Source organism: Mesorhizobium sp. M0626 (assembly GCF_040320665.1).
Lineage (GTDB): Bacteria > Pseudomonadota > Alphaproteobacteria > Rhizobiales > Rhizobiaceae > Mesorhizobium.
In genome coordinates, this window is sequence record NZ_JAMYQD010000007.1 from 125440 (window position 1) to 139303 (window position 13864).

The 13864-nt window shown below is 64.7% G+C and carries 11 protein-coding genes; 6 read left to right on the forward strand and 5 right to left on the reverse strand.

The annotated features are described in order from the left end of the window. The first annotated feature begins 257 nt into the window (after positions 1 to 257). From NKI37_RS10665 to NKI37_RS10690, 6 genes are all read left to right on the forward strand, one after another. Positions 258 to 1586, forward strand: coding sequence for a CmpA/NrtA family ABC transporter substrate-binding protein (locus NKI37_RS10665; protein ID WP_031196724.1), 1329 nt, complete (start codon positions 258 to 260; stop codon positions 1584 to 1586). Between the two features lie 94 nt (positions 1587 to 1680). Continuing rightward, positions 1681 to 2571: a nitrate ABC transporter permease gene (ntrB, locus tag NKI37_RS10670; RefSeq protein ID WP_023682697.1), complete on the forward strand. Its 891-nt coding sequence runs from the start codon at positions 1681 to 1683 to the stop codon at positions 2569 to 2571. Between the two features lie 10 nt (positions 2572 to 2581). Further along, on the forward strand, positions 2582 to 3379 hold the full coding sequence (locus NKI37_RS10675; protein WP_023682696.1) for an ABC transporter ATP-binding protein: 798 nt from the start codon (positions 2582 to 2584) through the stop codon (positions 3377 to 3379). Positions 3380 to 3383: 4 nt separating this feature from the next. Further along, positions 3384 to 5834, forward strand: a complete 2451-nt coding sequence (gene nirB, locus NKI37_RS10680; protein WP_023682695.1) for a nitrite reductase large subunit NirB — start codon at positions 3384 to 3386, stop codon at positions 5832 to 5834. Positions 5835 to 5839: 5 nt separating this feature from the next. Then, positions 5840 to 6169: a nitrite reductase small subunit NirD gene (gene nirD, locus NKI37_RS10685; RefSeq protein WP_023682694.1), complete on the forward strand. Its 330-nt coding sequence runs from the start codon at positions 5840 to 5842 to the stop codon at positions 6167 to 6169. Between the two features lie 3 nt (positions 6170 to 6172). Further along, on the forward strand, positions 6173 to 9010 hold the full coding sequence (locus NKI37_RS10690) for a molybdopterin-dependent oxidoreductase (protein ID WP_352794430.1): 2838 nt from the start codon (positions 6173 to 6175) through the stop codon (positions 9008 to 9010). Between the two features lie 130 nt (positions 9011 to 9140). Here the strand turns inward: NKI37_RS10690 and NKI37_RS10695 are convergent, their stop codons facing one another. The 5 genes from NKI37_RS10695 to NKI37_RS10715 are packed head-to-tail and all read right to left on the reverse strand — an operon-like array spanning position 9141 to position 13861. Next, positions 9141 to 10436, reverse strand: a complete 1296-nt coding sequence (locus NKI37_RS10695; RefSeq protein WP_023686956.1) for an NAD(P)/FAD-dependent oxidoreductase — start codon at positions 10434 to 10436, stop codon at positions 9141 to 9143. After that, a complete protein-coding gene (locus NKI37_RS10700) occupies positions 10433 to 11416 on the reverse strand; it encodes a branched-chain amino acid ABC transporter permease (protein ID WP_023686957.1) in 984 nt (327 codons plus the stop codon). Before NKI37_RS10700 ends, NKI37_RS10695 begins: the two co-directional genes overlap by 4 nt. Beyond that, positions 11413 to 12321, reverse strand: coding sequence for a branched-chain amino acid ABC transporter permease (locus NKI37_RS10705; protein WP_023682690.1), 909 nt, complete (start codon positions 12319 to 12321; stop codon positions 11413 to 11415). Before NKI37_RS10705 ends, NKI37_RS10700 begins: the two co-directional genes overlap by 4 nt. Then, entirely contained in the window at positions 12318 to 13064 is a 747-nt protein-coding gene (locus NKI37_RS10710; RefSeq protein WP_023686958.1) for an ABC transporter ATP-binding protein, read from the reverse strand. The genes NKI37_RS10705 and NKI37_RS10710 overlap by 4 nt, the downstream gene beginning before the upstream one ends. Beyond that, a complete protein-coding gene (locus NKI37_RS10715) occupies positions 13061 to 13861 on the reverse strand; it encodes an ABC transporter ATP-binding protein (RefSeq protein WP_023686959.1) in 801 nt (266 codons plus the stop codon). Before NKI37_RS10715 ends, NKI37_RS10710 begins: the two co-directional genes overlap by 4 nt. Positions 13862 to 13864 lie beyond the last annotated feature (3 nt).

Sequence of the window (13864 nt, forward strand, 5' to 3'; positions counted from 1 at the left end):
CTCGCGTGCCGGCATCTGGCGCGTAATGTTGATTTCATTTAGGTTTTTCGTTTCACCCAAAACTGGCACGGTTCCTGCTTTGAATTAGTCAGGCCCTTCGCGGGTCACGGAACAGGCGTCCAATGGCGGGCGCCACAGGCAAAGCTGCCGCTCAGGTCAACGACGCGATCCCGGATGTACGGACGCGCCAGGCCTGGACGGCGGCTTTTTTGTTTTGGGCCACTCGACGAAGCCCTCGCGTTCAACCGGAGATCACGATGAAAGAAAAAATAGGGAAATGGATCGGGACGGGAACATCGCTCAAGGATGTGACGCGCCGCGATTTTCTTGTCAGCAGCGCCATGACGGCCGGCCTGTTCGTGGCGGCCCGCAAGCTCTTCCCCTCGGGCGCCTATGCCGCCACGACCGCTCCGGAGGTCACCGGCGCCAAGCTCGGCTTCATCGCGCTGACCGACGCGGCGCCGCTGATGATCGCCAAGGAGAAGGGGCTGTTCGCCAAGTTCGGCATGCCCGACGTCGAGGTGCTCAAGCAGGCCTCCTGGGGCGCGACGCGCGACAATCTGATGCTCGGCGGCGAAGCCAACGGCATCGACGGCGCTCACATCCTGACGCCGCTGCCCTATCTCATGCACATCGGCAAGGTGACGCAGAACAACCAGCCGATGCCGATGGCTATCGTGGCGCGGCTCAACTACGACTGCCAGGGCATTTCGGTTGCGCAGGAATACGCCGGCACCGGTGTCGGGCTCGACGCCTCCAAGCTGAAGGACGCCTTCGCCGCCAAGAAGGCGGCCGGCAAGGAAATCAAGGCCGCCATGACGTTCCCGGGCGGGACCCATGATTTGTGGCTCCGTTATTGGCTTGCCGCCGGCGGCATCGATCCCGACAAGGACGTCTCGACCATTGTCGTGCCGCCGCCGCAGATGGTCGCCAACATGAAAGTCGGCAACATGGACGTGTTCTGCGTTGGCGAACCGTGGAACGAACAGCTCGTCCACCAGGGCGTTGGTTTCACCGCCGCCACCACCGGCGAACTGTGGAAGGGTCATCCCGAAAAGGCGCTCGGCCTCCGCGCCGAATTCATCGACAAATACCCGAACGCCACCAAGGCGATCGTGATGGCCGTCATGGAGGCCCAGCAATGGTGTGAGGCCACGGAGAACAAGGACGAGATGGCCGCCATCATCGGCAAGCGGCAATGGATGAACGTGCCTGTCGCCGACATTATCGGCCGCCTCAAGGGCGACATCAACTACGGCAATGGCCGCGTGGCCACCGGCACTGACCTCTACATGAAATTCTGGAAGGGTGGCGTCTCCTATCCCTACAAGAGCCACGACAGCTGGTTCCTCGCCGAAAACATCCGTTGGGGAAAATTCGCGCCGACCACCGACATCAAGACGCTGGTCGATCAGGTCAATCGCGAGGATATCTGGCGCGAGGCGGCGAAGGATCTCGGCGTTGCCGCAGCCGATATTCCGGCCTCGTCGTCGCGTGGCGTCGAGACATTCTTCGACGGCAAGATTTTCGACCCGGCCAACCCGTCGGCCTATCTCGACAGCCTGAAGATCAAGGCATCGGCTTGACCGGCGCAAACGGCGCGTTGCGCCGTTTGTCGCCCCCAGCGCAACGGCGCTTCGCCGCTTGTCGCCCGCATCGACCCCGGAGTTATACTCAGACATGTCCATCCAAGCCATTGAGGAAACCACGGTGAAGGCGTTCCCCGCGAAGCCTGCCGCGGTCATCGCTTTCACCGCCAAAGCGCGGCGCCGCTTCGACCCGATCGCGATCGCCGGCAGGCTGGCCACCGCCCTGGTGCCGCCGGTCATCGTTATCGCCTTCATGCTGGTCGTGTGGCAGATCGCCTGCTCGTCGCCGACCGCCAGCCTGCCGCCGCCCAGCCAGGTGTGGAACGAGGCCTATGACCTGATCGCGCATCCGTTCTTCAACAACGGCCCGCAGGATATCGGCCTTGCGTGGCGGGTGCTGATCTCTCTGCAGCGCGTCGCCATCGGCTTCGGCCTGGCGGCGATCGTCGGCGTCGCGCTCGGCGCCCTGGTCGGCCAGTCGATCTGGGCCATGCGTGGCCTCGATCCGGTGTTCCAGATACTGCGCACCGTGCCGCCGCTGGCCTGGTTGCCGCTGTCGCTGGCTGCTTTCCGCGATTCCAGCCCGTCGGCGCTGTTCGTTATCTTCATCACCTCGATCTGGCCGATCATCATCAACACCGCCGTCGGCGTGCGAAACATTCCGGAAGACTACCGCAACGTCTCACGCATCTTGCGGCTCAACCAGTTCGAATTCTTCGTCAAGATCATGGTTCCGGCCGCCGCACCCTACATCTTCACCGGCCTCAGAATCGGCATCGGCCTGTCCTGGCTCGCCATCGTCGCCGCCGAAATGCTGACCGGCGGCGTCGGCATCGGCTTCTTCATCTGGGACGCCTGGAACTCGTCGCGGCTGCCCGACATCATCGTCGCGCTCGCCTATATCGGCGTCACCGGTTTCTGCCTCGACCGCCTGGTCGCTGCGGTCGGCGCTTTCGTCACCCGCGGCACAACGGCAAAGTGAGGAGAGGGCGATGACGGCCTATCTGAAGCTCGACCATATCGACAAATCCTTTGCCCGCGGCGGTCAGGTCAGCGAGGTGCTCAAGGACATCAGGCTGACCATCGACAAGGGCGAATTCGTCTCCATCATCGGCCATTCCGGCTGTGGCAAGTCGACCTTGCTCAATCTGATCGCCGGGCTGACCAAGGTTTCCGCCGGCGCCGTGCTGCTTGAAAACAAGGAGGTCGACAGCCCCGGACCCGAGCGCGCCGTGGTGTTCCAGAACCACAGCCTGCTGCCATGGCTCACCGTCTACGAAAACATCAGCCTGGCGGTGTCGAAAGTCTTTGGTCGTTCCAAGAGCAGGACCGAACGGCATGACTGGATCATGCGCAATCTTGATCTCGTGCAGATGGCCCATGCCAAGGACAAGCGGCCGGCCGAAATATCGGGCGGCATGAAGCAGCGCGTCGGCATTGCCCGGGCGCTTGCCATGGAGCCGAAGATCCTGTTGCTCGACGAGCCGTTCGGTGCACTCGACGCGCTGACGCGCGCCCATCTTCAGGACGCGGTCATGGACATCCATTCCAGGCTCGGCTCGACGACGATCATGATCACCCACGATGTCGACGAGGCGGTATTGTTGTCCGATCGCATCGTCATGATGACCAACGGTCCGGCGGCGACCATCGGCGAGGTGCTTGCGGTGCCGCTGGCACGGCCGCGTCGCCGCGTCGAACTCTCTTCCGACCGCACCTTTTTGCGCTGCCGCGAAGCGGTGCTGAAGTTCCTCTATGAACGTCATCGCTTCGTCGAAGCCGCGGAGTAACGCCATGACCGAAAAGCTCGTCATCATCGGCAACGGCATGGCCCCTGGGCGCATGCTGGAGCATCTGCTCGAACAGGCGCCGGGCCGCTACACCGTGACCATCTTCAACGCCGAGCCGCGGGTGAACTACGACCGCATCATGCTGTCGCCGGTTCTCTCCGGCGAAAAGGCCTATGAGGAAATCATCATCCACGGCGACGGCTGGTACATCGCCAACAACATAACCCTCTACAAGGGTCACAAGATCGTCGCCATCGACCGGGCGGCCAAGACCGTCACCTCCGACCACGGCGTCACCGAGCCTTACGACAAGCTCGTCATCGCCACCGGATCAGTGCCTTTCATCATTCCGGTGCCCGGTCACGATCTGCCGGGCGTGCTGACCTATCGCGACCTCGACGATGTTCAGGCCATGATGCTTGCCGCCCAGTCGCGCGCCAAGGCCGTGGTCATCGGCGGCGGCCTGCTCGGGCTGGAGGCGGCAGCAGGTTTGAACGCCCAAGGCATGGACGTCACCGTGCTGCATGTCATGCCGACATTGATGGAGCGTCAGCTCGATCCAGCCGCCGGCTATCTCCTGCAGCGCGCGGTGGAACAGCGCGGCATCAAGGTCATCACCAAGGCCAACACCCAGGCGATCACCGGCAACGGCAAGGTCGGGCAGGTGGAGCTTGCCGACGGCACCATCATCCCGGCAACGCTGGTGGTGATGGCGGTCGGCATCCGGCCGAATGCGGCGCTGGCCAAGGAGGCCGGCATAGCCGTCAATCGTGGTATTGTCGTCGATGCCGGCATGCGCAGCAACGACCCCGACGTCTACGCGCTCGGCGAATGCGCCGAGGTCAACGGCCAGGTCTACGGGCTGGTCGCGCCGCTCTACGAGATGGCGCGCGTTGCCGCGAACCAGTTGGCCGGCAACGAGGCAGCGGCCTTCGTCCACATGGACACGCCGACCAAGCTCAAGGTCACCGGCATCGACCTGTTCTCGCTTGGCGACTTCGCCGAAGGCGAGGACCGCCAGGAGATCGTGCTGCGCGATGCCGCCGCCGGCGTCTACAAGCGCCTTGTGCTCAAGGACGACCGCATCATCGGCACCGTGCTTTATGGCGAGACGGCGGACGGGGCCTGGTTCAACGATCTCAAGAAGAAGCAGACCGACATATCGGAGATGCGCGACACGCTCATCTTCGGCCAGTCCTACCAGGGGGGTGCCCCGCTGGACCCTATGGCGGCCGTTGCAGCCTTGCCGGATGATGCGGAAATCTGCGGCTGCAACGGCGTTTGCAAGGGAAAGATCACCGGCGCGATCACGGCCAAGGGCCTGGCTTCGCTCGACGACGTGCGCGCCCACACCAAGGCATCGGCTTCCTGCGGTTCGTGCACCGGGCTGGTCGAGAAGCTGATGGTGCTGACCATCGGCGACAAATACAACCCGGCCGCCGTGCAACCGATGTGCGGCTGCACCACGCTCGGCCATGACGAGGTGCGCCGGCTGATCATCGCCAAGAGCCTGAAGACCATTCCCGCCGTCATGCAGGAGCTGGAATGGACGACCTCCTGCGGCTGCGCAAAATGTCGGCCGGCGCTCAACTACTACCTCGTCTGCGACTGGCCGAACGATTACGCCGACGACTATCAGTCGCGCTTCATCAACGAACGCGTCCACGCCAACATCCAGAAGGACGGCACCTATTCGGTGGTGCCGCGCATGTGGGGCGGCGTCACCAACGCCGCCGAACTGCGCGCCATCGCCGACGTCGTCGATAAGTTCGAGATACCGATGGTCAAGGTCACCGGCGGCCAGCGCATCGACATGCTGGGCATCCGCAAGGAGGATCTGCCGGCGGTGTGGGCCGATCTCGGCCAGGCCGGCTTCGTCTCAGGCCATGCTTACGCCAAGGGCCTGCGCACGGTGAAGACCTGTGTCGGCTCCGACTGGTGCCGCTTCGGCACGCAGGATTCGACCGGCCTCGGCATTCGCATCGAGAAATTCATGTGGGGCTCGTGGACCCCGGCCAAGGTCAAAATGGCGGTGTCGGGCTGTCCGCGCAACTGCGCCGAGGCGACCTGCAAGGATGTCGGCGTGATCTGTGTCGACAGTGGCTACGAGATCCATTTCGCCGGCGCCGCCGGCCTCGACATCAAGGGCACCGAAGTGCTTGGCCTGGTCAAGACCGAAGACGAGGCGCTGGAGCATGTCGTGGCGCTGACGCAGATGTATCGCGAGCAGGGCCGCTATCTCGAGCGCATCTACAAATGGGCCAAGCGCATCGGCATCCCCGAGATCAAGCGCCAGATCATGGACGACGGCGCCAAGCGCAAGGCCTATTACGAGCGCTTCGTCTTCAGCCAGAAATTCGCCCAGGTCGACCCGTGGTCGGAACGCGTCTCCGGCAAGGACAAGCACGAGTTCCGGCCAATGGCTTCTGTCGGGTTTGCGCAGGCGGCGGAGTGATCAAAATGGACTGGATATCGATCGGCTCACTCTCCGACATCCCGCGGCGTGGCGCGCGCTGCGTCGACACACCCGAGGGTAAGATCGCCGTCTTCCGCACGCAGGACGATCAGGTCTACGCCATCGACGATCATTGCCCGCACAGAGGTGGGCCGCTGAGCCAAGGCATCGTCCACGGCACCGCCGTCACCTGTCCCTTGCACAATTGGGTCATCTCGCTGGAGACGGGCAAGGCGCTCGGCGCCGACGAGGGCGCCGTACGCACCATTCCTGTGCGGACCGAGGGCGAGCACCTGTTCATTGCGCTGAAAGCGCTGGCCAGCCGCGCGGCCTGAAGCATGGAACTGGGCGAAGCGCGCGAGGTGAGGACCACCTGCCCCTATTGCGGGGTGGGTTGCGGCGTGCTGGCGAAAGTCGCCGCGGACGGAGAATTCAGCGTCCGCGGCGCACCCGCACATACAGCGAAAATAGGCCGGCACTGCTCCAAGGGCTCGGCCCTGGGCGAAACCATCGACCTCGACGGCAGGCTGCTCTACCCCGAAATCCACGGTCGCCGTGCCGGCTGGGACGAGGCGCTCGATCTCGTCGCTTCGATCTTTTCGCAAACCATCGCCGAGCACGGTCCGGACTCCGTCGCCTTCTATGTCTCCGGCCAGTTGCTGACCGAAGACTACTATGTCGCCAACAAGCTGATGAAGGGCTTCATCGGCTCGGCCAACATCGACACCAATTCGCGGCTATGCATGGCCTCATCGGTTGCCGGCCACCGCCGCGCCTTCGGCTCCGACACCGTGCCCGGCACCTACGAGGATCTCGAGCTCGCCGACCTGATCGTGCTGGTCGGCTCCAATCTCGCCTGGTGCCATCCCGTGCTCTTCCAGCGCATCGCGACGGCCCGGGAAAAACGACCGGAGATGAAGGTCGTGCTGGTCGACCCACGCCGCACCATGACTGCTGATATCGCCGATATGCACCTGGCGATCGCGCCGGATGGCGACGTTGCTTTGTTCACTGGTCTGCTCGCCTGGCTTGGCCAGCACAACGCGCTCGACCGCGCCTACATCACCGCCCACACGACTGGCTTCGGGCAAGCGCTCTTCGCCGCCTCGAAACTCGATCTTGCCGGCGCTGCCGCCGCCACCGGCTTGAGCGAAGAGGAGCTTGCCCGCTTCTACAGCCTGTTTGCCGCCACAGCGAAGACCGTCACCGTCTACAGCCAAGGCGTCAACCAGTCGTCTTCGGGCACCGACAAGGTCAACGCCATTATCAACTGCCATCTCGCCACCGGCCGCATCGGCAAACCTGGGGCAGGACCGTTTTCAGTGACTGGCCAGCCCAACGCCATGGGCGGCCGCGAGGTCGGCGGCATGGCCAATATGCTGGCCGCCCATATGGAGATCGAAAACCCCGAGCACCGCGACCGCGTGCAGCGTTTCTGGAATGCGGCGGCCGTCGCTCAAAAGCCCGGTCTGAAGGCGGTCGAGATGTTTCAGGCGGTGGCCGACGGGCGCATCAAGGCGCTGTGGATCATGGCCACCAACCCGGTCGATTCGATGCCGGATGCCGATGCCGTCGAGGCAGCGATCAAGGCCTGCCCGTTTGTCGCGGTTTCGGATGTGCTGGCGAGCACGGACACCGTGCGCCACGGCCATGTGCGGCTGCCCGCCGCCGCATGGGGCGAGAAGGACGGCACCGTGACCAATTCAGAGCGCCGCATCTCGCGCCAGCGCAGCTTTCTTGCAGTGCCCGGTGAGGCGCGGCCGGATTGGTTGATCGTCGCCGAGGTGGGCAAGCGGATGGGGTTTGACGAGGCGTTTTCCTATTCGTCGCCAGCGGAAATCTTCGCCGAACACGCCGCGCTGTCGGGGTTCGAGAATGACGGCGCACGGGATTTCGATATTGGTGGTTATGCTGGTGTTGATAAGGAGGCCTATGCAGCGCTTGAGCCTTTCCAATGGCCGGCGCCGAGCCCAGCCACCCCCCTCTGGCCTGCCGGCCATCTCCCCCGCAAGGGGGGAGATCAGCCGTCGCCTCGGCCTTCGCCAATTACCAACGATGCAGAAGATATGCCGGCGTCAAAGCTGCCAATCTCCCCCCTTGCGGGGGAGATGTCCGGCAGGACAGAGGGGGGTGTTCAAGCGGGACTTGACCCTTCCAGCACCCGCTTCTTCGCCAACGGCAATTTCTACAATCCCGACCGCAAGGCGCGCTTCATCGCCATTCGTCCCATCGTCGAGACACGCACCAGCCCGGACTATCCGCTGATCCTCAACACCGGCCGTGTTCGCGACCATTGGCACACGATTACCCGCACTGGGAAAAGCCCACGTCTCTCCCAGCACATGGCCGAGCCCTTCGTCGAGATCCACCCGGCGGATGCCACGCATCACGGCATTGGCGACGCCGACATCGTGCGCGTCTCCAGCCTGCGCGGGGATGTGCTGGTGCGCGCGCTGGTGACGGCACGCCAGCGCCGGGGGAGCGTGTTTGCGCCGATGCACTGGACCGATCAGTTTTCGGCAAAGGGCCGCCTCGACACGCTGACCGCGCCTCTGACCGATCCGGTTTCCGGCCAACCTGCGCTGAAACATGTCGGCGCCCGTATCGAGAAATTCGCCGCGAGAGCCTTCGGCTTCGCTGTGGTGCGCCGCAAGCCGGTGGCGCTCGCAGCAGATTACTGGGCCGTGGCCAAATGCAAGGGCGGCTGGCGGGTGGAGCTTGCCTTTGCTGACGACGACATCGACTGGGCTGGTTTTGCTGGTTCGCTTTTCGATGTTCCCGTAGCCGATACGCTCGCTTATCACGACCGCGATACCGGCCAGCATCGTATTGCTGCCTTCGACGACCAGCACCTCGCCGGGGCTTTGTTTATCGCGTCGGGACCGGTGGCGGTTTCGCGGGGTTGGGCGGCACAGCAACTCCAGGAGGTTCACACCAGCCAACGCGAACGCTTCAGGATCGTCGCCGGTCGCGCCGGCGCCGATCGGCCCGATGCGGGCGCGACCGTCTGCTCCTGTTTCAGCGTCGGGGTCAACCAGATCGCGGCGGCAGTGGCAGCCGGGTGCGCGACAGTCGAAGCCATAGGCGGCGCCCTGAAGGCCGGCACCAATTGCGGCTCCTGCCGGTCCGAGATCCGGGCGGTCATCCAGGCCAATCGGGTTCAGGCTGCGGAGTAGATGCGGCTGGATGGGGAGGGGATCTGACTATATCCTCTTGGGCCACCACGGTCATCGATTGCGGAAGGTGTGGCGGTCCTTTTCGGGTCGCTGTGAGCGCGCCGGCAGGAGGATCACCTGGCTTGGCTGTCTAATCCAGCCGGTCGCGCAGGATGCTCCAGGGGAGCAGCATATTCGGTGCATAGCGCACGAGGTTGTGCAGCGGGATCGGCGCTGGCGGTGCGAAGGGGAGCGGCAGAAATCGGGCGTCCGTTCCGCTCGCCCAGTCCGCCAGCACTTTGCCCATTGCCGTGGTCATGGCGATGCCGCGACCGTTGCAGGCGAAGCCGGCGATCAGGCCCGGGCCGAGGTCGATGAGACGCGGCAGGAAATCCGGCACCACCGCCGCCACGCCTGTCCAGCTGTAGGCAAGCGGCGGCAGGTCAGGCAAATCGAGATGCCTGGCGAGCCGTCGCCAAATCGTTTGCGGCATGCGCGTCTCAGCGCCGGCTCCGACGACATGCATGCCGCCGCTGATCAGCCGGTTCTGGCCATCGAAGCGGCACGTGAACAGGTTGCGCCTGGTGTCGCCAACGCCCTGGCCGCCGGGCAGCAGGCGCGCGCGTATGGCCCGCGACAGCGGCGCAGTGGCGATCTGGAAGACTTTCAGCGGGATATAGGTCCGCGCCAGTGTCCGGTTCAGTGCCCCGCCATAGGCGTTGGTGGCGATCACCACCTTGCCCGCACGCACGGCGCCGGATGCGGTCGTCAAGGTCCAGCCATCCGCAGCGCGGTCGATGGAAGCGACGCGCGTCTGCTCGAAGATCCGCGCGCCGGCTTTTTCGGCGGCATCGGCCAGGCCGCGCGCATACTCGACCGGATTGAGGACGCCGCCCGAGTTATCCATCCAACCGCCGGCGTAGCCGCCGATACCGGTGAGCGTCGTGACCGCCTTGGCATCGAGCGTTACGGTCGGCCTGCCCCGCGCCGCCCATTGCTCGGCGCGCGATCGCGTCTTTTCCAGCGCGGCGGACGAATGCGCCGGCTGGATCCAACCATTCTGCACAGCGTCGCATTCGATGCCATGCCGCTTGATCAGGCCGAAGACCAGGTCAGCGCTTCCCGCGGCGAAATCGATCAGCCTCCCGCCGCGCTCGGGTCCGAGTTCGGTGATGATGTCGTCTGGATCCCGCTTGGCAAAGTTCGGAACGACGAAGCCGGCATTCCGGCCGGTCGCACCACAGGCAATGAATTCGGCTTCGAGGACCGCGACCGAAAGCCCCTTCTCGGCGGCATGCAATGCCGTCGACAGGCCGGAAAAGCCGCCGCCAACGATTGCGAGATCGACGTCGAGCCCGCCTTGCAGCGTGCCCCGGTCGCGGCGGTTGCGGCTGACGGCATGCCAGAGTGAAACGCCATGCACGTCTTGCCGGATCATGGCATTCATGGTCCGGCCTCGTTCTCGCTGGCCGCCGCCTTTGTCTGTTTGCCGGGCTTCGGCCGGCGCGGCCGGTCGCCGAACAATCCGTTCGGCCGGATCAGCAGGATGACGCAGAGCATGACGCCGATGGCGACGATCTGCAGCGAGGCCGCGCGTGCTTGCTGCTCGGGCGCAAACAGCACGCTGGTCAGCGTGCCCGACCCCGCCCATATCGCCCAGACCAGGATGCTGCCGGCAATGGCGCCGGCATTGCTGCCCGAGCCGCCGACGATCAGCATCACCCAGACCTGGAAGGTCAGGATCGGCAGATAGTTATCGGGCGCGATGAAGCCGGTGAAATGCGCCTGCAAAGCGCCGGCCAGCGCCATGATGGCGCCGCCGACGGCAAAGGCCTGGACGCGGTAGAAGCGCGCGCTCTTGCCCAGCGAAATCGCCGCTCGCTCGTCCTCGCGCAGCGCCTTGAGCACGCGGCCCCAGGGGCTGCGCGACAGGTGCTCCAGAGCGAGATAGGCGATCAGCGTCACAGCCGAAACGACGGCGAGGTTCGACACGTTGAACAACAGCGGCGTTTCGGCAAGGCCGCCGAACGGGCGCGGGATGAAACCGATGCCGAACGGGCCGCCCGTGAGTTTTTGCGCGTTGAGCGCGACCAGCTGCACGACGACGGCGACGCCGAAGGTGGTGATCGCCAGGTAGTCTGATCGCAGACGCAGCGTGGCCATGCCGGTAATTGCTGCGGCGATACCGCCGACGATCATGGCGCCCGCCCAGCCGGCCAGGATCGGCAGACCGAAGCCGCCGAAGCGCGCGGCATCGTCCGGGGTCGTGAGCAGCGCCGATGTATAGGCGCCGATGGCGACGAAACCGGCAAGACCGACATTGAAAAGGCCAGTCAGCCCCCACTGCAGATTGAGCCCCAGTGTGACCAGCGAAAAGATCAGTGCGGTGGTCAGGAAGAAGGCGCCGTAGCCGAGCAGGTCCATCAGCGTTCCCTCACACCAAACAGGCCGATCGGCCGCACGAACAGCACCGCCATCAGGATGATGAAGGAGATTGCGGCGCGCCATTCGGCGCCGATCAGCTGCACCGCACCGGCTTCGGCAAGGCCAATGATCAGGCCGCCGAGCACGGCGCCCGGTATGCTGCCGATGCCGCCCAGGATGGCGGCGGCGAACATCGGCAGCAGCATGTCGAAGCCCATGAACGGGCGGATCTGCACCAGAATGCCGATCATCACGCCGGCCACACAGGCCAGCGCCCCGCCGATGATCCAGGTGACGCGCACCACGGAGGCAACATCGATGCCGACGATGCGGGCCAGGGCCGCATTCTGGCTCAGCGCCTGCATGGAGCGGCCGGTCTGCGTGCGTGTCATCAACAGATGCACGCCGAGCACCAGCACTGCGGTCAGCAGCAGCAGCGCGATCTGATCGGGCGTGATGCGGATGCCGAAGCCGACCGGCATGGCGATCTGGATCGCCCGGCTGAAATAGGTCGGGCGTGAGCTGAAGGTGAATTCGAGCAGGCTGCGCAGCGCCATCGAGGCGCCGAAGCTCGCCATCACCACGATGATGGCTTGCCCCTGCGAGCGCAGCCGCGAAAACAGCACCTTGTCGAGCAACAGCGCCAGCAGGGCGGTGAAAGTCATGCCGACAACCAGCGCAACCAGCAGCGACCAGCCGAAGGACAGCGGTCCAATGGGCTCCACCTTGCCGAACATCGCGCCGATGGTGCTGACGACGGCGAGCGTCGCATAGGTGCCCCAGGCCATGAAGTCGCCATGGGAGAAGTTCGAGAAGCGCAGGATCGAATAGGTGAGCGTCACGCCAATGGCGCCGAGGCCGATCATCGAACCGGTCAGCAACCCATCGACGACAAATTGCAGGCTCATGCCGCGCCTCCCTTGCCGGCGTGAGGGCGTTGGCCGAGATAGAGTTCGGCGACGACAGGATCGTTCCACAATTCGGACGCCACACCCTCGTGCCGGTCCTTGCCTTCGACCAGCACATAGGCGCGGTCGCCGATGGCCAGCGCTGCCTTGGCGTTCTGTTCGACCAGCAGGATGGTGACGCCGGACCTGCGGATGCCGGCCAGCATCTCGAACACCATCGATACGAATTTCGGCGAGAGGCCGGCCGATGGCTCGTCGAGCAGCAGCACCTTGGGATGGACGATCAGCGCACGTGCGACGGCGAGCATCTGCCGCTGTCCGCCCGACAGATTGCCGGCGGCGGTGCGGCGCTGGCGGACGAGGTCGGGGAAGGCCGCATACATTTCCTCGATGCGGGCAGGGATTTCGCGTCGCTCGAGGATGCCGCAGGCGACCTTCAGATTGTCCTCGACCGACATCAGCGGGAAGATGTTCTCCGTCTGCGGTACGAAGGCCAGGCCGAGCCGAACCATGGTGTGCGCGGGAGCGGCGGTGATGTCCTTGCCGTCCAGAAATACGGTGCCGCCGGTGATCGGGACAAGGCCGGCGATCGCCTTGATGAAGCTCGACTTGCCGGCGCCGTTGGGGCCGAGCACGACGACGATCTCCCCCTTGCCGACGGTGATCGAGGCGCCGCGCACAATCGGCACGCCGGGCTCATAGCCGGCCTCGAGATTGCGGACGTTGAGGACAGTTTCGCTCATGCCGCACCTCCGAGATAGGCCTCGATGACGCGCGGGTCGCGGGCGACCTCTTCCGCCGTGCCTTCGCTGAGCAACTGGCCGCTCGCCATGACGAGGACGCGATGGCAGAGCCGCGTCACCATGTCGATATTGTGCTCGATCAGCAGAAAGGTGATGCCGTGCGCGTTGATGTCGCGGATGCGGTCGATGATGATCTCGAGCAGCGTCGCGTTGACGCCGGCGGCCGGTTCGTCGAGCAGGATGATCGCCGGATCGGCCATCATGACGCGGGCGAGTTCGAGCAGCTTGCGTTGACCGCCGGAAAGCACGCGCGCCGGTTCGTGCGCCAGCCGAGCGAGCGAGACGAGCTCGAGCAGCTCGAGTGCCTTTGCCCTGGCTGCTCTTTCCTGTGCCGCCACTCGCCACGGCGTGACGAAGTTGGCGAGCAATTTTTCGCCGGCTTGGCCCTGCGCCGCCAGCATGATGTTTTCGATCAGCGTCAGATTGGGCAGGGGGCGCGGGATCTGGAAGGTGCGGCCAAGACCACGGCCGATACGCAGATGAGCGGCTTCGCCGGAGACGCGCGTGCCATTGAGCAGGATATCGCCGCTGGTTGGCAATATGCTGCCCGCCAACAGATCGAACATCGTCGTCTTGCCGGCGCCATTCGGCCCGATCAGGCCGAGGATTTCGCCCGCTTTGACATCAAACGAGACATCGTTGACGGCGACAAGGCCGCCAAAACGCCTGACGACGTTTCGTGCCGTCAGAACTGGCGCACGGGTCTCCTGCCGTTGGCGCTCCGCTGCATCGCTCATCAA